General features: G+C 53.6%; 20 protein-coding genes, 1 rRNA gene and 1 pseudogene. 12 read left to right on the top strand and 10 right to left on the bottom strand.

What is annotated here, in order from left to right; translation table 11 throughout:
- The 3 genes from rrf to ACOTX1_RS21800 form a co-directional block, all read left to right on the top strand.
- A 5S ribosomal RNA gene (gene rrf, locus ACOTX1_RS21810) occupies positions 1-95 on the top strand; the annotation flags it as partial.
- 128 nt (positions 96-223) lie between these two features.
- Positions 224-676, top strand: a complete 453-nt coding sequence (locus ACOTX1_RS21805; RefSeq protein WP_006811623.1) for a DUF4385 domain-containing protein — start codon at positions 224-226, stop codon at positions 674-676.
- 150 nt (positions 677-826) lie between these two features.
- Positions 827-2,134 carry an MFS family transporter gene (locus tag ACOTX1_RS21800; protein WP_003860741.1) on the top strand — a complete coding sequence of 436 codons (1,308 nt, stop codon included), beginning with the start codon at positions 827-829 and terminating at the stop codon, positions 2,132-2,134.
- Here ACOTX1_RS21800 and ACOTX1_RS21795 read toward each other — a convergent pair.
- From ACOTX1_RS21795 to trxC, 5 genes are all read right to left on the bottom strand, one after another.
- The gene (locus ACOTX1_RS21795) at positions 2,131-2,454 is read right to left on the bottom strand and encodes a YfiM family lipoprotein (protein ID WP_003860739.1); all 324 of its coding nucleotides are present in this window, start codon (positions 2,452-2,454) and stop codon (positions 2,131-2,133) included. The genes ACOTX1_RS21800 and ACOTX1_RS21795 overlap by 4 nt on opposite strands.
- Positions 2,455-2,500: 46 nt before the next feature.
- Entirely contained in the window at positions 2,501-3,856 is a 1,356-nt protein-coding gene (gene pssA, locus ACOTX1_RS21790) for a CDP-diacylglycerol--serine O-phosphatidyltransferase (protein WP_023314682.1), read from the bottom strand.
- A 109-nt stretch (positions 3,857-3,965) separates the two neighbouring features.
- Positions 3,966-6,629, bottom strand: coding sequence for a bifunctional acetate--CoA ligase family protein/GNAT family N-acetyltransferase (locus tag ACOTX1_RS21785; protein ID WP_252055875.1), 2,664 nt, complete (start codon positions 6,627-6,629; stop codon positions 3,966-3,968).
- Between the two features lie 35 nt (positions 6,630-6,664).
- On the bottom strand, positions 6,665-7,363 hold the full coding sequence (tapT, locus tag ACOTX1_RS21780) for a tRNA-uridine aminocarboxypropyltransferase (RefSeq protein ID WP_003860734.1): 699 nt from the start codon (positions 7,361-7,363) through the stop codon (positions 6,665-6,667).
- A 70-nt stretch (positions 7,364-7,433) separates the two neighbouring features.
- Positions 7,434-7,853 carry a thioredoxin TrxC gene (trxC, locus tag ACOTX1_RS21775; protein WP_023314681.1) on the bottom strand — a complete coding sequence of 140 codons (420 nt, stop codon included), beginning with the start codon at positions 7,851-7,853 and terminating at the stop codon, positions 7,434-7,436.
- Positions 7,854-8,057: 204 nt separating this feature from the next.
- Here trxC and ACOTX1_RS21770 point away from each other — a divergent pair, with 204 nt between their 5' ends.
- Positions 8,058-9,143, top strand: coding sequence for a tRNA/rRNA methyltransferase (locus ACOTX1_RS21770; protein WP_023314680.1), 1,086 nt, complete (start codon positions 8,058-8,060; stop codon positions 9,141-9,143).
- Positions 9,144-9,182: 39 nt separating this feature from the next.
- Here ACOTX1_RS21770 and ung read toward each other — a convergent pair whose 3' ends face one another.
- Positions 9,183-9,872, bottom strand: coding sequence for a uracil-DNA glycosylase (gene ung, locus ACOTX1_RS21765; protein WP_003860729.1), 690 nt, complete (start codon positions 9,870-9,872; stop codon positions 9,183-9,185).
- A gap of 314 nt (positions 9,873-10,186) precedes the next feature.
- Between ung and grcA the strand changes: the two genes are divergently transcribed.
- A complete protein-coding gene (gene grcA / locus ACOTX1_RS21760) occupies positions 10,187-10,570 on the top strand; it encodes an autonomous glycyl radical cofactor GrcA (RefSeq protein ID WP_003860727.1) in 384 nt (127 codons plus the stop codon).
- Positions 10,571-10,622: 52 nt separating this feature from the next.
- Here grcA and srmB read toward each other — a convergent pair whose 3' ends face one another.
- Entirely contained in the window at positions 10,623-11,951 is a 1,329-nt protein-coding gene (gene srmB, locus ACOTX1_RS21755) for an ATP-dependent RNA helicase SrmB (RefSeq protein WP_003860725.1), read from the bottom strand.
- Positions 11,952-12,083: 132 nt separating this feature from the next.
- Here srmB and trmN point away from each other — a divergent pair, with 132 nt between their 5' ends.
- Complete coding sequence (gene trmN / locus ACOTX1_RS21750; protein ID WP_003860724.1) at positions 12,084-12,821, top strand: tRNA(1)(Val) (adenine(37)-N(6))-methyltransferase TrmN; 738 nt, start codon at positions 12,084-12,086, stop codon at positions 12,819-12,821.
- Here the strand turns inward: trmN and nadB are convergent.
- The gene (gene nadB, locus ACOTX1_RS21745; protein ID WP_023314679.1) at positions 12,806-14,425 is read right to left on the bottom strand and encodes an L-aspartate oxidase; all 1,620 of its coding nucleotides are present in this window, start codon (positions 14,423-14,425) and stop codon (positions 12,806-12,808) included. The two genes, trmN and nadB, sit on opposite strands and share 16 nt — an antisense overlap.
- Before the next feature lie 425 nt (positions 14,426-14,850).
- On the opposite strand from nadB, the gene rpoE reads away from it, so the two are divergent.
- From rpoE to ACOTX1_RS21720, 5 genes are all read left to right on the top strand, one after another.
- Positions 14,851-15,426, top strand: coding sequence for an RNA polymerase sigma factor RpoE (gene rpoE, locus ACOTX1_RS21740; protein WP_006176728.1), 576 nt, complete (start codon positions 14,851-14,853; stop codon positions 15,424-15,426).
- A 31-nt stretch (positions 15,427-15,457) separates the two neighbouring features.
- Positions 15,458-16,108 (top strand): anti-sigma-E factor RseA, encoded by a 651-nt coding sequence (gene rseA, locus ACOTX1_RS21735; protein ID WP_003860719.1) that lies wholly within the window; start codon positions 15,458-15,460, stop codon positions 16,106-16,108.
- Positions 16,108-17,061, top strand: a complete 954-nt coding sequence (rseB, locus tag ACOTX1_RS21730; RefSeq protein WP_032667255.1) for a sigma-E factor regulatory protein RseB — start codon at positions 16,108-16,110, stop codon at positions 17,059-17,061. The genes rseA and rseB overlap by 1 nt, the downstream gene beginning before the upstream one ends.
- The gene (gene rseC / locus ACOTX1_RS21725) at positions 17,058-17,534 is read left to right on the top strand and encodes a SoxR-reducing system protein RseC (protein WP_006811609.1); all 477 of its coding nucleotides are present in this window, start codon (positions 17,058-17,060) and stop codon (positions 17,532-17,534) included. Before rseB ends, rseC begins: the two co-directional genes overlap by 4 nt.
- A 431-nt stretch (positions 17,535-17,965) precedes the next feature.
- A complete protein-coding gene (locus ACOTX1_RS21720; RefSeq protein ID WP_006811608.1) occupies positions 17,966-19,195 on the top strand; it encodes a tyrosine-type recombinase/integrase in 1,230 nt (409 codons plus the stop codon).
- Here the strand turns inward: ACOTX1_RS21720 and xis are convergent.
- Together xis and ACOTX1_RS21710 are read right to left on the bottom strand one after the other, a co-directional pair.
- A complete protein-coding gene (gene xis, locus ACOTX1_RS21715; RefSeq protein WP_023314677.1) occupies positions 19,173-19,457 on the bottom strand; it encodes an excisionase Xis in 285 nt (94 codons plus the stop codon). The genes ACOTX1_RS21720 and xis overlap by 23 nt on opposite strands.
- 46 nt (positions 19,458-19,503) lie before the next feature.
- Positions 19,504-19,575, bottom strand: a pseudogene (locus tag ACOTX1_RS21710) (DUF4060 family protein); the annotation flags it as partial.
- On the opposite strand from ACOTX1_RS21710, the gene ACOTX1_RS21705 reads away from it, so the two are divergent.
- On the top strand, positions 19,545-19,766 hold the full coding sequence (locus ACOTX1_RS21705) for a hypothetical protein (protein ID WP_045326139.1): 222 nt from the start codon (positions 19,545-19,547) through the stop codon (positions 19,764-19,766). The pseudogene ACOTX1_RS21710 and the gene ACOTX1_RS21705 sit on opposite strands and share 31 nt — an antisense overlap.

The raw sequence follows: 19,766 nt of genomic DNA, 5'->3' as shown, positions 1-19,766 counted from the left end.
GTCCCACCTGACCCCATGCCGAACTCAGAAGTGAAACGCCGTAGCGCCGATGGTAGTGTGGGGTCTCCCCATGTGAGAGTAGGGAACTGCCAGGCATCAAACAAGAAAAACCCCGTACCGTAAGGTACGGGGTTTTTTGCTTTGGGCGCGGAAAACATGCCGGATGGCGGCTTCCCCTTATCCGGCCTACAATTGTTAAAACAATTTTAACAATGGTGCCGCTTTGACTCGTCCCTTTGATTATCAACAAGATTTTGCCAATATTAATTTTCGCGAACATCCCGAACGGTATCAGGTGGGCCGGGGTGAGCAGGGCGTATTGATGGTCGAGCCTTATAAAAGCGAAATCCTTCCACACTGGCGTTATAAAAATGCTGAAGTCGCAGCGCGTTCGGCAGAAGAGATCTACGCCCTCTTTGAAGAGTACCGCAGGAATAACGATTTTGTAGGTATGGATATGGCGCGTAAATTCATACAGATGGGATACACCCGTGCCCGGCGATACGCCAATCATAAAGGCGGAAAAAAGTATGATGAGAAGCGCCAGGTCAAACCCCTCGATCACGATCCAGTAAAAGCAGAGGCCGCTGCGGTATTCAAAACGTGGTGGGATAAAATTCGTGCCGATGAAGATTATTTGCAGCGAAAAAAGGCTCACCAGCAAGCGTGGGGATAATTACTACGTCCGCTAATAATTCGATACCTGATCGAGTTCACAAAAACCAATGAACATATTGGAAACATTTTATTTACCTAACGATTCGTTTTAAATCCGGTTTTACTGTTTGTGGGCAATGGCCCGCAATGTGAGACAGGGGATTTTAAAATGACAGAAACCGTAGCCAGTGCAGATACGGATAACACAAGTTTAGCAGGCAAGGATACTCGCCGTCGGGTTTGGGCAATTGTTGGAGCCTCATCGGGGAACCTTGTAGAGTGGTTTGATTTTTACGTCTATTCATTCTGTTCACTCTACTTTGCGCATATCTTTTTCCCATCAGGGAACACCACAACGCAGCTTCTGCAAACCGCAGGCGTTTTTGCCGCCGGGTTCCTGATGCGTCCCATTGGCGGATGGCTGTTCGGCAGGATCGCGGACAGGAAAGGGCGCAAGACATCCATGCTCATCTCTGTGTGCATGATGTGCGTCGGCTCGCTGGTGATTGCCTGCTTGCCCGGATATGACACAATCGGAACATGGGCACCGGCGTTGCTGTTGCTGGCACGTCTGTTCCAGGGGCTGTCAGTGGGTGGCGAATACGGCACCAGCGCGACATACATGAGCGAAGTGGCTGTTGAAGGGCGCAAAGGTTTCTATGCATCATTCCAGTATGTAACCCTCATTGGCGGACAGCTACTGGCGTTACTGGTTGTGGTGATCCTTCAACAAATCCTTAGCGATGAAGATTTACGCGCCTGGGGCTGGCGCATACCGTTTGCCCTGGGGGCCGCCCTGGCGGTTGTGGCGCTGTGGTTACGCCGTCAGCTTGATGAAACCTCCCAGCAGGAGGTCAGGGCGCTGAAAGAAGCCGGTTCGATGAAAGGGTTGTGGCGTAACCGCAAAGCATTTTTGATGGTATTAGGCTTTACCGCCGCAGGCTCGCTAAGCTTCTATACCTTCACCACCTATATGCAAAAATATCTGGTCAACACGACGGGCATGCATGCTAACGTTGCGAGTGTCGTCATGACGGTGGCGTTACTGGTCTTTATGCTCATTCAGCCGATTGTTGGCGCGCTGTCGGACAAAATAGGTCGCCGCACCTCCATGCTGATCTTTGGTGGCATGCTCACCCTGGGGACTGTTCCGCTTTTGACGGCGCTACAGCATACAACCTCTCCGTATGCCGCTTTCGCTTTGATTATGGTGGCACTTATTATTATTAGTTTTTACACGGCAATCAGTGGCATTTTGAAAGCGGAAATGTTTCCCGCACAGGTGAGGGCGCTGGGCGTAGGCCTCTCTTATGCGGTCGCTAACGCCCTGTTTGGCGGATCAGCAGAATATGTCGCGCTATCCCTAAAGTCATGGGGCAGTGAAACGACCTTCTTCTGGTATGTCACCATCATGGGGGCGCTGGCGTTTATTGTCTCCCTGATGCTGCATCGTAAAGGAAAAGGGATCCGCCTTTAATAATGCGCCATCTGCCAGACGGCGTAGCCGGTTGTTGCCCCGGCTACGTCCCAGGCAAAATCTTTCCAGCTCCAGCCGCTTCCCGAGGGGCGGCTATCCCAAAGTTCTTTTGATGCCCCCAGGCTGATGGAGAACATCAGGCCCATTGTGGCACTTCGATCCCGGCTATACCCCTGGTGCAGCGCATACTCATTACCCGCAGCGGACAACATTGCAGACGCCAGAAAGTGTTGAGCTTTATCCTGACCCGACCAGTTATCATTAGCCATATGGCTGCAACCGGTCAGGAAAAGAGGGATTATCAGGAAAGGCGTACGCATTAACAGACTCCATAAAAAAAGCCCCGTCGATGACAGGGCCCGTGTATTACAGAATGCGGCTGATGAGGCGGTCGATACGGATCCGACGTAGACGGCGAATCAGCTTGCGAACTTTCACCGGATAATCAGCGATGCTTTGCAGATCGCGATAATGACGAACCACGGTGGTATGCGTGCGTATAAGCTCCAGCTCACGATCGCGTTTCGCGGCTAACGCATGCTGAGGATCATGAATAAGGATGGCGTTTTCCAGATCCAGACGCCAGGCGCGTGGGTTCAGGTTATTACCGGTCAGCAGCATCCACTCGTCATCCACCCACATCCCTTTGAGGTGATAGCTGTTGTCTTCATCTTTCCAGAGACGCACAACCAGCTGGTCCGTGTTCACATAGTACTGTAAACGGCTCAGGAAGCGGCGCAGGTTAATCTCATAGAGATAAGGCAGTGCGCCGATGATCTTGAAAGGCTGATCCTCCGGAATGAAAAAGTCATTTGCCGTTTTATCCCCGACAATGATTTCCACCTTTTTACCATCACGCAGCAGCTGAATGATATTACGCACCAGAACGGCGGGAAGGTTAAAGTAAGGGGTGCAGATGGTGAGCTTATGTTCAGCGCACGGCATCAAATGAAAGATGGTCTTGTTCAGCAGGCTGGATTTCCCCAGGCCTACCAGGGGCGTAACGGACAGTTCTTCATTACTGGCATCACCCTGAAAACGATAAACCGCATCGCGCAGTTCCTGGCGGAAGGAGCGAACGTCGTTTTTGATTTCCGGGCTTTTCGGACGATGAGGATCGTCAAGACGGTGCACACCCCGACCATGAACCAGGTTTTTATCAACCCAGTTGAACATGATGTCAGCCATCTGCGGATTGCGGATCAGATGGTAGCGATCGTAGCGGTATTTACCGAGCTGATGGAGATACACATCATTCAGGCTGGCGCCGCTATAAAGGACGCTGTCATCAATGATAAATCCTTTAAAATGAAGAACGCCAAGCGCTTCACGGGTATTCACCGGTACGCCATACACCGGGATATCAATACCCGGATTTTCCTGGGCCGTGCGGCAATACCAGTCAGCATTGGTATTCGAGGCAGCCGCACCAATACGGCCACGCTGAGCACGGTGCCAGTCAACCAGCACGCGAACATCCAGTTCCGGACGCTGACGTTTCGCTTCATAGAGCGCGTTCAGGATCGCACGCCCACCTTCATCTTGTTCAAGATAGAGCGCCACAATGCAAATACGTCGCGTAGCGCTGGCAATCTTTTCAAGAAGCGTCTCCCGGAAATGAGCGGGAGCATAAAAGAACTCTACATCATCAACTGACTGAGAAATCTTCGGTAGTTGAGCAAGGTGTTGTTGATGTTTATTACGCTTAAATTTTGACAACATCACAGTGCGTTTCTTCTCTGTTCATTGAAGGGTTGTCTGTACCAGGCAAACAACATAAGCGGACAATGATACCCCAGTGCCGGTAAAAGTGGGTAACATTTCCAGCAGCTTACTCTTGTTTATCCGTCGAAGTCAGGCTGAGGGACAGAGAGACAATGCCTTCATCCAGCTGGATATCAACGTCAAAACCGAGCTTCCGCGCCAGGGTCACCATACCCCGATTGTTTGGCATAGTAATGCCATTCAGGCGTGACAATCCGTGAGCGCGCGTATAACCAATAAGTTTTTCGAGCAGCCGTCTGCCCAAGCCCAAACCCTTAAGATCGGAACGCACCAGTACGGCAAACTCCGCATCCACGTTATCCGGGTCGGAAATAGCGCGCGTCACGCCGAGGATCTCCTCTCCCGCTCCGGAACGGCGGACCGCCACAATCGCCATTTCTCGATCGTAGTCGATCTGGGTCATATTGGCTAAATCGTCGTGGGTAAATTCATTGATTTCGCTGAAATAGCGATAGTACAAATCTTCCTTCGTCACCTGCGATATGAACGCCCGCAGCAGCGGCTCGTCTTCCGGCAGGATAGGGCGAAACAGCGCCCGCTCCCCATTTTTCATCTCCACCCACTCTTCCAGATGAAGAGGATAAGGACGAATGGCGAGACGGCTTTCCGGGTCACCGATATAGGGCGCAATATCCAGCGTCACGTCCAGGGCGGTAAATTCATTTCCGGAGGCAAGAAGGGGGTGAATATCCAGGCGCTGGATCTCCGCACAGTCAACAATGAGGTTGGAGACCTTCACCAGAAACTGGCTTAACCCGGCGATATCAAGCGGCCGCAGAGCGCTTCTCCCGCGGATTTTTTTGCTTTTGATGGCCTGAATAATTAAATAACGCGCCAGGTTCATGTTCAGAGGGGGAAGCGCGACAACCGCCTGTTCTTCTGGCCGCCACTCAACGCCGCCTTCACCCAGCATAATGAGCGGACCAAAAACCGGATCGTGTTCGACAACCACGCGCAGCTCCTGCGCACCTGCACGGTTGGCCATGCTCTGCACCAGCAGGCCGTGGATCCTGGCCTGTGGCCACGTCATTTTTACGCGATCGATAATGGCATCCGCGGCCTGTTGTACTTCTGTCGCGGTGCGCAGATACAGCATGACGCCCTGCACATCCGATTTGTGCGGAATATCGGGAGAGCGCAGCTTCAGCGCGACCGGATAACCAATCTGCTCAGCAATATGTACCGCCTCAGCGCTGTCGCCGGCAATCCAGGTGGGCAGGGTTTGCATTCCATAACTGCCAAGAATGGGTTGTACCTCATGTGTGTCAAGGGAAGTGGCGCCCTCTTCGATGGCCTGCTGCAATAGCCTGTGCACATCCACCGAATTTGCGGTGAGATTGCCCGGCAGGGCAGGCGTTTCACGCAGCTGCTTCTGGTTGCGGCGGTATTCAACCATATGCATAAACGCGGTAATGGTGCCCTCTGGGGTACGGTAGGTTGGCAACCCGGCTTCACTAAACAGACGCCGTGCCTCCTGCGAGGAGAATTCGCCGCACCAGTTGGTCAGCAGGGTAACGTATTTACCGCGGGGATGGTTTCGGACCGCCTCAATCAGCGCACGCGCACTTTCGCTGCCTGGCGCAACCGCGCTGGGCGAATGGATAATCATCAGCGCATCAAAGTCCTGGCTATCCAGCAAAATCGTGATCGCCTTAATGTAACGATCGCTGCTGGCATCATCGCGCAAATCGAGGGGATTATCGGGAACAACGCTTCCCGGTAACGCATCCCGCAGGCGCTGGAGCGTCTCTTCACCCAGCGTGGCCAGCTTGCCGTTGCGTAGCCAGAGCTCGTCCAGCGCCAGGGCGGCGGGAGCTGCACCGTTGCTGACAATCATCAGCTTTTCACCGCGCAGGGGGCGCATGTGGCTTAACGTTTCGACGGCGGAAAAAAGCTCGTGCGTATCCTGTACCCGCATTAAACCGGCGCGCTGGATCGCTGCATCCCATGCGGGATCCATCCCGGAACGGGAATGTAGCAGGCGCTGAGCCGCGGGGCTGCGCCCGCTTTTGATGACCAGAATCGGTTTATTACGTGATGCGCTACGCGACGCCGACACAAAACGACGGGCGTCGCTCAGGTGTTCAAGGTAGAGCAGGATAGCGCTGGTTTTGCTGTCACGCGCCAGGAAATCCAACAGCTCATCGACGTCAATGTCCAGGCTGTCGCCGAGGGCAATGAAATAGGAAAAGCCCATCTCACGCTGCTGCGCCCAGTCGAGGATGGTATTGGATACCGCAGCCGACTGCGAAATAAAGGCCAGTTTGCCTTTACGGATCGGAACCGGGGAAAAACTGGCATTCAGCCCTTGCCAGGGCGCAAGCAGACCGAGGCTATTTGGACCAAGAATGCGCATCTGGTAGCGGCTGGCGCAGGCCAGCAGTTCGGGCTGCTGTTCAGGAGGCGAGGAAAGAATAATGCAGGTTTTACAGCCTTTCTGACCGAGCGACTCAAGCAATTCGAGGTTTCGTTTCGCATGCGTACAGAGCACGGCGAGGTCGGGAACAAACGGTAAACTTTGCACGTCCGGCCACGCCAGCACCCCCTGTACCGCCTTATAAGCGGGCGTAACGGGCATGACCGGGCCGTTAAATCCGCCAGCCAGCAGATTGCGCATCATCAGATACCCTGCGCGGTCCGGTTTCATCGAGGCGCCAATAACGGCAATGGATTTCGGACGGAGTAGCGCTTCTAACCCTCTCTGGCTCATGCAGGCCTCCTGTGAATGCAAGCGACCTGATGATTTTAAACGCTTTCTGCCTCAGTTGCTGTGACACTACCCTTATGAACGGTTTTTCCCGCAAGATAACGTTCGCGGAAGCAGGAGAAGTGACTGCCCAGCGCGCCGGCCGCCTGGGTATCGCCCGCCAGATCCAGTAGCGCTATGGCGACTTCAGCGGTGCAATATTGACCGTCGGCATGCGCTTCACGCAAGCGATAGGCCGAAACACGCGACAGATCGACGGAAATCACCGGCAGCGCATCAAGATAAGGGCTTTTGCGAAACATCTTTCTTGCTTCGGTCCAGGTGCCGTCGAGCATAATAAACAGCGGCGGCTTACCGGATGGTGGCGCCGTAAGTACCTGACGTTGTTCGCCTGCATATGATGCCGGGAAAACGACCATGGGCTGATAGTCCGGGCTTGCCACCAGGTCGAGCAGAGCCTGAGGTGGCTCAGTGCGCGACCACTGAAACGCTGCGGTGTTGGGTAGAATATCGGCGATCAAACGCCCTGTGTTGCTGGGCTTCATCGGTTCGGTATCGAACATGACCAGACAAAAGCGGCTTTTCGCCTCGCTCGGCGCAAGCGTTTCGCACAGACACACTTTCAGCGGTAAAAGGCAGCGCTGGCAGCGGCGAATACGATTGCCTCGGGCCAGAAAAGGGCGGGTGGCGCGCGCAAGGCGCTCGGCGCGTAATTGAAGTACAGCGTTATCAGTCATGGGCGAAAAGGCAGGAAAAACCCCATTTTCGCAGAGGAGAGAACGGGGCACAAGATATGCCCCGCGAATGTTACAGGGATTTGTTTAACCAGCTGTCGAAAGGCGCTTTTGGTACTGCACCATTGAGCATGTCGATCACTTCACCATTTTTGAAAATCATAATGGTTGGAATGCTGCGAATGCGAAAACGGGCGCTGAGTTCACGTTCCGCTTCGGTATTCACTTTGACAAAACGCATTTTCCCGCTGCGCTCTTCAGCCACGTCTTCGAAGATGGGCGCAAAGTTACGGCAGGGGCCGCACCACGGTGCCCAGAAATCGACCACAACAGGCAGATCGTCCTTGAGGAGTTTGTCCAGCGTAGCACCCGTCGCGTTAATGACATCGCCATCAAATAATTCGTGGCCACAACGCCCGCATTTCGCACCGTCATCCATCCGATCGTCCGGAATGCGGTTTAAAGCCTGACAGTTGGCACATACGGTATTCATAACTAACCTCTGATAGAGCCGTGGAACAACGGCAGAACGCCGATAATGTTTCTGATATGTTACATATTATCAGTGAGCCTGTATGAAACGACAACGCGTTTTATTCAATGGGAACAATAGTCACAGGCTTTTGTACGAAATTATGGCTATGAGCTTGCACATCGGGTAATCTGCGCGCTTCGCGCAGCGCTGGTGGAGAAAAGCATGAACGACGAAATGAAAAACAAAAGCGGCAAGGTCAAAGTGATGTATGTCCGCAGTGATGATGACTCTGATAAACGCACCCAAAATCCGCGTACCGGAAAAGGTGGCGGGCGTCCGGCGTCTTCTCGTGCAGACGGTGGCCGTCGCCCCGCCCGCGATGACAGAAATAACCGCGGCGATGACCGCAAACGTGATGACCGTAAGCGTGACGATCGCAAACGCGATGATTTTGTCCGCGACGGTGGATCGCCATGGCGTACCGTTTCTCGCGCGCCCGGTGAAGAGACGACCGAAAAAGCCGATCACGGCGGTATCAGCGGAAAAAGCTTTATCGATCCGGAAGTGCTGCGTCGTCAGCGTGCGGAAGAGACCCGTGTCTACGGTGAGAACGCCTGTCAGGCCCTGTTCCAGAGCCGCCCGGAGTGTATCGTTCGTGCATGGTTTATCCAGAGCGTGACCCCGCGCTTTAAAGAAGCGCTGCGCTGGATGGCGGCGAACCGCAAAGCCTACCACGTGGTTGACGATGCCGAGCTGACAAAAGCGTCCGGTACAGAACACCACGGCGGCGTCTGCTTCCTGATCAAAAAACGTAACGGCACTACCGTGCAGCAGTGGGTTAGCCAGGCGGATGCCGATGACTGCGTGCTGGCGCTGGAAGATGTGGGTAACCCGCATAACCTGGGCGCTATGATGCGTAGCTGCGCGCATTTTGGCGTGAAAGGCGTTCTGTTGCAGGATGCCGCGCTGCTGGAATCCGGTGCGGCGATTCGTACTGCGGAAGGTGGTGCAGAGCACGTTCAGCCGATCACCGGCGACAGCGTGCTGGAAGCCCTTGAACAATTCCGTAACGCGGGCTACACCATTGTCACCACCTCAAGCCGTGCCGCTACGCCGTTGTTTAAAGCGACGTTGCCGCGCAAAATGGTGCTGGTGTTAGGTCAGGAGCGCGATGGTCTGTCTGATGCGGCACTCTCCAGCGCTGACCTGAGCGTCTCTATCGACGGCACTGGCAACGTTGAAAGCCTGAACGTATCCGTTGCGACCGGCGTGCTGCTGGCGGAATGGTGGCGTCAGAACAAGGCATAAGCCTTTTATGTGCCGGGCCTGACCCGGCACATTCAAACCCTACTCGCTCTCTGCCGGTAACACAGGCATCCAGTCAATCGGCTTTTCGCCACGCTTTTCCAGCCACTCATTCGTCAGAACAAAATGATTACTGCCAAAGAAACCACGATGCGCAGACAGCGGCGACGGGTGCGGCGCCTTCAGCACGTGATGACGCTGACGATCGATAATCGCCCCTTTCTTTTGGGCATGCGAACCCCAGAGTAAAAACACGACGCCTTCACGATGCTCATTGATCAGGCTGATAACCTTATCGGTAAAGGTTTCCCATCCCAGACTGGCGTGGGAGTGTGCCTGACCCGCCCGGACCGTTAATACGGTATTCAGCAACAGCACGCCCTGGCGCGCCCAGCTTTCCAGATAACCGTGATTAGGGCGGGTGAAACCCGGAATCGTTCCTTCCAGCTCTTTATACATATTCAGCAGAGAAGGGGGGATGGCCACGCCCGGACGCACGGAAAATGCCAGTCCGTGAGCCTGCCCGGGGCCGTGGTACGGATCCTGCCCCAGGATAACCACCTTTACATCACTCAGTTCGGTGTAGCGGAAGGCGTTAAACACATCTTTCTGCGGCGGATAAATTGTCTGGCCGGCCTGCCGTTCAGCCGCAACGGTACTGAGGGTGTTAATAAAATAGGGCTGCTGCTTCTCTTCAGCCAGCACGTCATGCCAGGTTAAAGGTGTTGTCATCTCGCTCTCCTGCGAATCTCATTCTGTGCTAGCTTACCTGTTAAACCCCAACGAGCAAAATTACCCGCGGAAAAGCAGGCTAAGTGACTCAATTTATGTTGAAAACCAGGCTGGATAAGTTGAATTGGTAAACCTTTAAAATTGATCTAAAACAAAAAATACAGACCACACTCTTTGTGTGGTTGGTGGTTTTGTTGATTTAAATCAATAAATCACCCGGGACTGAATGTTATATATACACACAACAAACAATGGTTTTACCAATTGGCCGCAAAAGGCCAGCATCAGTTAATGTAGCCTAAGGGAGGCAACACATGATTACAGGTATCCAGATTACTAAAGCTGCAAATGACGATCTGCTGAACTCTTTCTGGCTGCTGGACAGCGAGAAAAACGAAGCGCGCTGTGTAGTAGCGAAAGCAGGTTTTGCGGAAGACGAAATCGTTCCGGTGAGCAAACTGGGCGAAATTGAATACCGTGAAATTCCAATGCAAGTGCAGCCAGAAGTACGCGTGGAAGGTGGTCAGCACCTGAACGTTAACGTCCTGCGTCGCGAAACGCTGATGGATGCCGTTGAGCACCCGGAAAAATACCCGCAGCTGACCATCCGTGTGTCTGGCTATGCGGTGCGTTTCAACTCTCTGACCCCGGAACAGCAGCGCGACGTTATCGCGCGTACCTTTACTGAAAGCCTGTAAGGTTTCAGCTTTGGGGGTGGAATAAAAAAGCCGGGAATGTCCCGGCTTTTTTTTACTCTTCCGTTTTTGTCTCTGACGCAGCAGAGCTTGGCTTACGGCGCTTACCAATATTTTTGGTATCGCGGTGGCGCTGTTTAACGCGCGGCTTCTCTTTTTCTTTCTCTTTTCTCTCAGCACGTTTCGCGAGCGCTTTCTTGGACGGTTTACCCGTCATTTTTTCACTCGGCGCACGTGTGGTCGGACGAAGTCCGTCAATCACGCGAGCTTTCAGCGGCTCCTCAACGTAGCGGCCAATTTTCTGTAGCAGCAAATGGTCGTGCGCTTCTACCAGAGAGATAGCAATACCTTTGCGGCCCGCACGGCCGGTACGACCAATACGGTGCAGGTAAGTATCACCGCTGCGCGGCATATCAAAGTTGATCACGTGGCTCACGTCCGGGATGTCGATCCCGCGCGCGGCAACGTCGGTGGCAACCAGCACATTCACGCGGCCATCGGTCAGGCGCTTAATCCCTTCGGTACGCTTAACCTGCGCCATTTCACCTTCGAGATAGCAGTTGTTGATACCGGCATTGCGCAGCATTTCTGCCAGTTCATGCACGCGCTCACGTTTGCGTACGAATACGATGGTACGGGTTGCCTCTTCCTGCTTCAGCAGGTGTTTCAACAACTCAACCTTATGCTCAAGGTTATCTGCGCGGTAGTACCACTGGTGGATCTTCTTACGCTCACGGGTCGATGGCGTAGCGGACACTTCCACCGGATCTTCCAGCAGACGTTCGGCGAAATCTTTAATGGCATCCCCTTCAAGGGTTGCCGAGAACAGCATTGTCTGGTTACGCCAGCGCGTTTCACCCGCGATGTGTTCGATGTCCTGGGCAAAGCCCATGTCCAGCATGCGGTCAGCTTCATCGAGAATCAGCGTTTCCACTGCGCGGCAGTCGAAGTTCTCTTCTTTTATGTATTGCAGCAGACGGCCTGTCGTCGCGACAACGATATCCTGGTTTTCGCTGAACACTTCGGCGTGGTTCATATACGCTACGCCGCCGGTGATGGTCGCGATATCCAGATGGGTGTTCGCCGCCAGCTCACGCGCGTGTTCGGCAACCTGCATCGCCAGTTCACGGGTCGGGGTCAGGATCAAAATGCGCGGCGGGCCTGATTTTTTACGCGGAAAGTCGAGCAAATGCTGCAACACAGGCAGCAAGTAGGCTGCTGTCTTCCCCGTGCCGGTTGGCGCAGAACCGAGCACATCGCGGCCCTCAAGCGCAGGCGGAATGGCCGCGGCCTGAATGGCGGTCGGGCGTGTAAAGCCTTTGCTCTCAAGGGCATTGAGCAGGCTTTCATCGAGTTCAAGTTCGGAAAAAGTCGTTACAGTCATGTTCTACCTCTGTGTGGGGCGCTGATTATAGACGTTACGGCTGTAATCTTCATCTGTTTGTATGGATATCGCTTTTCGACCACTTCGCTTTCCCCTATGCTACTCCAGTTTCACTCAGAAGGTTGCCCCGACATGTCTCAACTCAAAGCGCAGTTGCGCCGCGATGGTTTTACGTTTAAACAGTTTTTTGTGGCGCACGATCGTTGTGCGATGAAAGTCGGTACAGACGGTATTTTACTGGGGGCATGGGCTCCTGTCGCAGGTGTAAAACGCATTCTGGATATTGGTACGGGCAGCGGACTTCAGGCGCTGATGCTGGCGCAGCGAACGGAAGAACACGTCACGATCGATGCCGTTGAGCTTGATCCTCAGGCGGCCCGGCAGGCAAGTGAAAACGCTGCCGACTCTCCGTGGGCAGAACGCATCAGGGTAGAATGCGCCGATGTCCTGACCTGGGCGCCGGAGCAGACCGCGCGTTACGATTTGATTGTCAGCAATCCGCCGTATTTCACGCCAGGCGTGGAATGTGGCACGCCGGAACGCGAGCAGGCACGTTACACCGGCTCGCTCGATCACAAGGCGCTACTGACCAGTGCGGCGGAGCTCATCTCGGAAGAGGGATTTTTCTGCGTGGTCTTGCCTGAAAGCACGGGTAATACCTTCATTGAGATCGCACATGAGATCGGCTGGAATCTGCGTCTTCGTACCGATATTTCGGATACGGAAGGACGCTTACCGCACCGCGTGTTGCTGGCACTCTCGCCGAAAGAGGGCGAGTGCTTTATCGACAGGATGGTCATTCGTGGGCCAGACCAGCGTTATTCCGAAGATTACACAGCTCTGACCCAGGCCTTTTATCTTTTTATGTGAACCTGCGGCGTCAACACCGACGGCCCGGACGTTTCAAGCGGTTCGGGATAGTCCAGCGTATAATGCAGGCCACGGCTCTCTTTGCGCATCATTGCACAGCGCACAATCAGCTCGGCAACCTGCACAAGGTTGCGCAGCTCCAGCAGATTATTAGAAACGCGGAAGTTGGCGTAATATTCATCGATTTCCTGCTGCAACATCATGATGCGGCGTAACGCGCGTTCCAGACGCTTCGTTGTACGTACAATCCCGACATAATCCCACATGAAAAGCCGCAGCTCGTGCCAGTTATGCTGGATTACCACCAGTTCGTCCGGGTTTTCTACCCGACTTTCATCCCATGCCGGCAAGTGTGTTGTCGGACGTGCATAGGGCATGCGTTTGGTAATATCTTCCGCAGCCGACCACCCATACACCAGACACTCCAGCAGCGAGTTTGAGGCCATGCGATTCGCACCATGCAGGCCGGTATAGCTGACCTCGCCGATCGCATACAAACCATCCACGTCGGTACGACCATGATCGTCAACCATCACCCCGCCACAGGTATAGTGGGCGGCAGGTACAATCGGCACCGGATCGCGGGTTAGATCAATACCCAGACTCAGCAGCTTTTCATAAATCATCGGGAAGTGCTGGCGAATAAAGTCTGCCGGTTTATGGCTAATGTCCAGATACATACAGTCCACGCCAAGCCGCTTCATCTCGTGGTCAATGGCGCGGGCCACGATATCCCGCGGTGCCAGTTCACCTCGGGGGTCGAAGTCCGGCATAAACCTGGAACCGTCCGGACGCTTCAGATACGCGCCTTCGCCACGCAACGCTTCAGTTAACAGGAAGTTACGCGCCTGCGGGTGGAACAGGGCGGTAGGATGGAACTGGTTAAACTCCAGATTCGCCACGCGGCAACCTGCGCGCCAGGCCATGGCGATACCGTCTCCGGAGGCGATATCCGGGTTAGTCGTGTACTGGTAAACCTTGGAGGCGCCGCCGGTGGCCAGCACAACGGCTTTTGCCTGGCAGGTTTCCACCTTCTCTTTATTCCGATTCCACACCCATGCGCCGACAACACGGCGCGTGCCGGGCAGGCCAATTTTATCGGAAATAATCAGGTCGACGGCGTTGCTGCGCTCCAGTACCCGAATATTGGGATGGCTGAGGGCTTTGCTGACCAGCGTGGTTTCAACCGCTTTTCCGGTTGCATCAGCAGCGTGCAGAATACGGCGGTGGCTGTGCCCGCCTTCACGGGTCAGGTGATAGCTCTCTTCACCATTAGGCTGAACCTGCGTATCAAACAGCACGCCCTGATCGATAAGCCATTGCACGCAGTGGCGGGCATTGCTGGCGACAAACTCTGCGGCATGCTTATCCACAATCCCGGCGCCGGCAATCAGGGTGTCTTCTACATGCGAGGCAATGCTATCCGTTTCATCAAACACCGCGGCAATACCGCCTTGTGCATAGAAGGTGGAACCTTCGCTCATCGGCCCTTTACTCAGCACGATTACGTTCTGATGTTCCGCCAGGCGCAGTGCGAGGGAGAGGCCAGCAGCACCGCTGCCAATGATCAGTACATCACAATGAAGTTCAGGCGTCGTGTTCATGATGTTTGTTTAATTTACTAAACATGGTGTGGGGAGAATAGCATTGCGATGCGAGATATCGCACGTTTTTTTTGAGGTGTGTTGCAATGACTAAACGGAATCCCGGAGGTTAAATCTGCGCTAAATGGCCGGAAATATTTTGCGAAGCAGATCGTTAGCTTCAGATTTTGTGGTGAAATAAAGCCTGTGTTGCGTTACTCTTCTGACGATAAAGTTAATGATTCTTGTCAGAAAGCGGGTGCGTATCGTGAACAGACTTATAATGAGAGAAAATGAATGGTCTGCGGCGCGATGAACAAAAACAAAGGCGTTACGGAACTTATTGAAGAACAGTCACTCTAATTCGGTGCTTGCTCAAAGTGCAATGTTGTTAGAGTGGCGTTTCGATAACGCGTGGAATTTGGTTTGGGGAGACATTACCTCGGATGAGCGAGCAGTTAACGGACCAGGTCCTGGTTGAACGGGTCCAGAAGGGAGATCAGAAAGCTTTTAACCTACTGGTGGTGCGCTACCAGCATAAGGTAGCGAGTCTGGTTTCCCGCTATGTACCGTCAGGCGATGTTCCTGATGTTGTACAAGAGTCTTTTATTAAGGCCTATCGCGCGCTGGATTCATTCCGGGGGGATAGTGCTTTTTATACCTGGCTGTATCGTATTGCAGTCAATACGGCTAAGAATTATTTGGTTGCTCAGGGCCGGCGTCCGCCTTCAAGTGATGTTGACGCTATCGACGCAGAAAACTTCGAAAGTGGCGGCGCGCTGAAAGAAATTTCGAACCCTGAGAACTTAATGTTGTCAGAAGAACTGAGACAAATCGTTTTTCGCACGATCGAGTCGCTCCCGGAAGATTTACGCATGGCAATTACGTTACGGGAGCTGGATGGCCTAAGCTATGAAGAGATAGCCGCCATCATGGATTGTCCGGTCGGCACGGTTCGTTCACGAATTTTCCGTGCGCGAGAAGCCATTGATAATAAAGTTCAACCGCTTATCAGGCGTTGACGATAGCGGGATACTGGAAAAGGTATTAGGCATGCAGAAAGAAAAACTTTCCGCTTTAATGGATGGTGAAACGCTGGATAATGAGCTGCTCGATGAGTTGTCTCATTCTCCCGAAATGCAACAGACCTGGGAGAGCTATCATCTTATCCGCGACACGCTGCGCGGTGATACCAGTGAGGTTCTCCATTTCGATATCTCAGCACGCGTTATGGCGGCCATTGAGAACGAACCTGTTCATCAGACCACGCCGCTGATTCCTGAAGCGCAGCCTGCACCTCACCAGTGGCAGAAAATGCCGTTCTGGCACAAGGTGCGTCCATGGGCCAGCCAGCTCACCCAGATGGGGGTCGCTGCGTGCGTATCGCTTGCAGTTATCGTTGGGGTCCAGCACTATAACACTCAGTCTGAAGCCAATCAGCAACCTGAAGCGCCAGTGTTTAATACGCTGCCGATGATGGGTAAAGCCAGCCCGGTTAGCCTGGGCGTACCGGCAGATGCCTCCGCAAGCGGCGGACAGCAACAGCAGGTACAGGAGCAGCGCCGTCGCATTAATGCGATGTTGCAGGATTACGAGTTGCAGCGCCGTCTGCACTCCGAGCAGCTTCAGTTTGAGCAGGCCCAAACCCAGCAGGCTGCTGTGCAGGTGCCAGGAAACCAAACTTTAGGAACGCAATCGCAGTAATGAAGCAACTTTGGTTCGCCATGTCTTTGATGGCGGGTAGCCTGTTCTTCTCTGCTAACGCCTCGGCTGATGTTTCATCCGGGGCGTTGTTGCAGCAAATGAATCTGGCCAGCCAGTCACTCAATTACGAGTTGGCATTTATCAGCATCAATAAGCAGGGTGTCGAATCGTTACGCTATCGCCACGCCCGCCTTGATAACCAGCCGCTCGCCCAGCTTTTACAGATGGATGGCCCGCGTCGGGAAGTGGTCCAGCGTGGGAACGAAATCAGCTATTTCGAGCCTGGCCTTGAGCCGTTTACGCTCAATGGTGACTACATCGTTGACTCCCTGCCGTCGCTCATTTACACCGATTTTAAACGTCTCGCCCCCTACTATGATTTTATCTCGGTGGGGCGAACGCGTATTGCCGACAGGCTGTGCGAAGTGATCCGCGTTGTTGCGCGGGATGGGACGCGTTACAGCTATATCGTCTGGATTGACGCAGAGACGAAGCTGCCGATGCGCGTTGATCTGCTCGATCGCGACGGTGAAACGCTGGAGCAGTTCCGTGTGATCTCCTTTGTCGTAAACAGTCAGGTCGGCAACAGCATGCAGAATCTGGCCAAAGCCAGCCTGCCGCCTTTGCTTTCCGTGCCTGCCGGCGATTCTGTCAATTTTAACTGGGTACCATCCTGGATCCCGCAAGGGTTCAGCGAAGTTTCCAGCAGTCGTCGCCAGCTGCCTACTATCGAAACTCCGGTTGAGTCGCGACTCTATTCCGATGGGCTGTTTAGCTTCTCGGTGAATATTAATCGCGCTACGGCGAACAGTTCCGAACAGATGCTCCGTACCGGTCGCCGGACGGTCAGCACGACGGTGCGCGATAATGCGGAAATTACCATTGTCGGTGAATTACCGCCGCCAACGGCAAAACGTATTTCCGACAGCATTAAATTCAGGGCTGCGCAATGATTAAAGAGTGGGCCACGGTCGTATCCTGGCAGGATGGCGTAGCGCTTGTTAGCTGTGACGTTAAAGCATCATGCAGCAGTTGCGCTTCGCGAGCCGGTTGCGGCAGCCGCGTGTTGAATAAGCTGGGGCCGCAAACGTCGCACACTATTGCTGTGCCGAGCGATCAGCCGCTGGTGGCAGGGCAAAAAGTGGAGCTGGGCATCGCTGAAGGTAGCCTGCTAACTTCCGCCATGCTGGTTTACCTTTCTCCGCTGGCAGGTCTGTTCGTGATGGGCGGGGTTTTCCAGATGCTGTTCGGCACAGATTTGGCCGCCATGTGCGGGGCCGCGTTGGGCGGCGTGGGCGGGTTCTGGCTTGCTAAAGGCGTTTCCCCAAGGCTTGCCGCCCGGGAAGCGTGGCAGCCCGTTATCCTCAGCGTTGCACTGGCACCCGACCAACTTCGTGTTGAGACGCTCTCTTCTGAGGCCCGGTGATCTGCCGGGCTTTATTATTATTTACATCGCAATAAAGAAAACGCCGTCTCTTCGCGCTATACCTGGCTCTAAGTGCAGTTCCAGCTGACGAGGATGTAGTGTAGAATGCTGCGTTTTCGCACTGAAAAACGTCAGGCTAAGAACAGCGGCCTCCAGGAATTCGTAAGGCATAATTATTTAACTATATGAAGAACATACGTAACTTTTCGATCATTGCTCACATCGATAATTGATACCCCGCCAGCCTCCGCAAACCTCCGACAAAAACGCCTCAAGATCCCCATCAAATCAGCCTTTCCAAAAATTATACTGTTTGCATGTACAGTCAACCTACGACATCATAAGTCATGGTTTTTGTGTCCACCAGTGCGTCCATATCCTATGATGGACACATAACCCCCCGTTCTGATGGACACACGCAGGGACAAATCATGGCTATTTCAGATAGTTATCTAAAGTCGTGCCTTGGGCGCGAACGAGACAAAGTTGAAGAAAAGGCAGACCGTGATGGTCTGTGGGTACGTATCTCCAAAAAGGGGGCCGTTACTTTTTTCTACCGATTCCGCTTCCTGGGTAAACAGGACAAGATGACGATCGGCAGCTATCCGGAGTTCGGTTTAAAGGCTGCGCGCGATGAAGTGGCTAAGTGGGCCGCTATTCTTGCCCGTGGCGAAAACCCAAGGATCAGGCAAAGCCTCGACAAAGCCAAGATTAATAGCCAGTACACCTTCGAAGAGCTGTTCCGTGAATGGCACTCAATGGTCTGCATTCAGAAAGAATCAGCCGGGCAGGTCCTCCGCTCGTTTGAACTGCACGTTTTCCCCAAGCTCGGGAAATACCCTGCGCATCAGCTCACGTTACACAACTGGCTCACTGTCCTGGACAGATTGGCCCAGGGTTACAGCGAGATCACCCGGCGCGTGATCAGCAACGGCCGACAGTGTTATTCCTGGGCAGTGAAACGGCAGCTGCTGGAAGTTAACCCGCTGTCAGAAATGTCTGGGCGTGATTTCGGCATCCAGAAACAAATGGGTGAGCGAACCCTGGACCGTAAAGAACTGGCGATTGTCTGGCGAGCCATTGAGGATTCCCGACTCATTGAGCGAAACAAGATCCTCTATAAATTGTCACTGATATGGGCGTGCAGGGTCGGCGAACTCCGGCAGGCTGAAGTCGCACACTTTGATTTTGAAGAAGGGATCTGGACTGTTCCATGGGAAAACCACAAGACAGGGCGGAAGACAAAGAAACCGATAATTCGACCTATCATCCCGGAAATGCTCCCGCTGATAAAACGGGCCATTGAGCTGGCGCCTGGACGCTTTGTTTTTTCAAAATATGAAGACAAGCCGATGAGTGAAGGCTTCCATATGAGCATCAGCAGCAACCTGGTTAAGTTCATGCTCAAGGCTTATAACGAGCAGGTCCCACACTTTACTATTCATGACCTACGCCGAACTGCGCGAACGAATTTCTCAGAGCTAACCGAGCCGCATATCGCCGAGATAATGCTCGGGCACAAACTGCCTGGGGTGTGGTCGGTATACGACAAGCACACCTATGTTGAGGAAATGAGAGTGGCATATGGTAAGTGGTGGGCCCGACTTATGAGCATCGTCGAGCCCGACATTCTGGAGTTCACGCCGCGTCAGGTCGGGTGAGGCGGCCTTTATCATCACGCGTGAGGTTTAAGTGGGACATAGGCTTGCGGGTGGTCCTGGACATCTCTCTGATTTGCCAGGCTGTAACTTTGGTTTTTAACCATTTATTGGGGCCGCCCATGTAAGCGCAATCGGGCTCAGGGAAAGGGTTCTCGTTTGGGGCTCTTTTCCTGTAGCGTTCGAGCGTACGTGAGGAAATACACAGCTGCCCGCAGATGTCTTTAGTGCTCATCAGCTCAAATTTATTCGTTGCTTTGCTCATCTTTATTCTCCAAGGGCCCCTACCGGGGCCGTTTGATAATTCTTTATCAGGACACCTGGCCGGGAAGGGCACGCAGGCGGCGCATGCCTGTCATTGCCGTGGCCACATAGCTCGTCTTCCCGGGCCTCTATTGGTAAGCATTTTGGTATCAGCGGTCAGGCTGTCGGGAAGTGGATTTATAAAAATGGAATTCCACAGAAACGCATCATCCCGTTATGCCAGCTCCTGGGCTGGGTGGTTACCCCTCATGAAATTGATCCCGAAGCATATCCAAATCCCACAGACGGGCTGCCAAAACAGGAGTCCTGA

It is taken from the genome of Enterobacter cloacae complex sp. IR5401 (genome assembly GCF_049238425.1).
In the GTDB taxonomy this organism is placed as follows: Bacteria; Pseudomonadota; Gammaproteobacteria; order Enterobacterales; family Enterobacteriaceae; genus Enterobacter; species Enterobacter hormaechei_C.
This window is presented reverse-complemented; position numbering and strand designations above follow the sequence as displayed.

Coding starts and splice junctions, on each gene's coding strand:
- ACOTX1_RS21800 (WP_003860741.1), top strand. CDS start 827: ATGACAGAAACCGTAGCCAGTGCAGATACGGATAACACAAGTTTAGCA.
- ACOTX1_RS21795 (WP_003860739.1), bottom strand. CDS start 2,454: ATGCGTACGCCTTTCCTGATAATCCCTCTTTTCCTGACCGGTTGCAGC.
- pssA (WP_023314682.1), bottom strand. CDS start 3,856: ATGTTGTCAAAATTTAAGCGTAATAAACATCAACAACACCTTGCTCAA.
- ACOTX1_RS21785 (WP_252055875.1), bottom strand. CDS start 6,629: ATGAGCCAGAGAGGGTTAGAAGCGCTACTCCGTCCGAAATCCATTGCC.
- tapT (WP_003860734.1), bottom strand. CDS start 7,363: ATGACTGATAACGCTGTACTTCAATTACGCGCCGAGCGCCTTGCGCGC.
- trxC (WP_023314681.1), bottom strand. CDS start 7,853: ATGAATACCGTATGTGCCAACTGTCAGGCTTTAAACCGCATTCCGGAC.
- ACOTX1_RS21770 (WP_023314680.1), top strand. CDS start 8,058: ATGAACGACGAAATGAAAAACAAAAGCGGCAAGGTCAAAGTGATGTAT.
- ung (WP_003860729.1), bottom strand. CDS start 9,872: ATGACAACACCTTTAACCTGGCATGACGTGCTGGCTGAAGAGAAGCAG.
- grcA (WP_003860727.1), top strand. CDS start 10,187: ATGATTACAGGTATCCAGATTACTAAAGCTGCAAATGACGATCTGCTG.
- srmB (WP_003860725.1), bottom strand. CDS start 11,951: ATGACTGTAACGACTTTTTCCGAACTTGAACTCGATGAAAGCCTGCTC.
- trmN (WP_003860724.1), top strand. CDS start 12,084: ATGTCTCAACTCAAAGCGCAGTTGCGCCGCGATGGTTTTACGTTTAAA.
- nadB (WP_023314679.1), bottom strand. CDS start 14,425: ATGAACACGACGCCTGAACTTCATTGTGATGTACTGATCATTGGCAGC.
- rpoE (WP_006176728.1), top strand. CDS start 14,851: ATGAGCGAGCAGTTAACGGACCAGGTCCTGGTTGAACGGGTCCAGAAG.
- rseA (WP_003860719.1), top strand. CDS start 15,458: ATGCAGAAAGAAAAACTTTCCGCTTTAATGGATGGTGAAACGCTGGAT.
- rseB (WP_032667255.1), top strand. CDS start 16,108: ATGAAGCAACTTTGGTTCGCCATGTCTTTGATGGCGGGTAGCCTGTTC.
- rseC (WP_006811609.1), top strand. CDS start 17,058: ATGATTAAAGAGTGGGCCACGGTCGTATCCTGGCAGGATGGCGTAGCG.
- ACOTX1_RS21720 (WP_006811608.1), top strand. CDS start 17,966: ATGGCTATTTCAGATAGTTATCTAAAGTCGTGCCTTGGGCGCGAACGA.
- xis (WP_023314677.1), bottom strand. CDS start 19,457: ATGAGCAAAGCAACGAATAAATTTGAGCTGATGAGCACTAAAGACATC.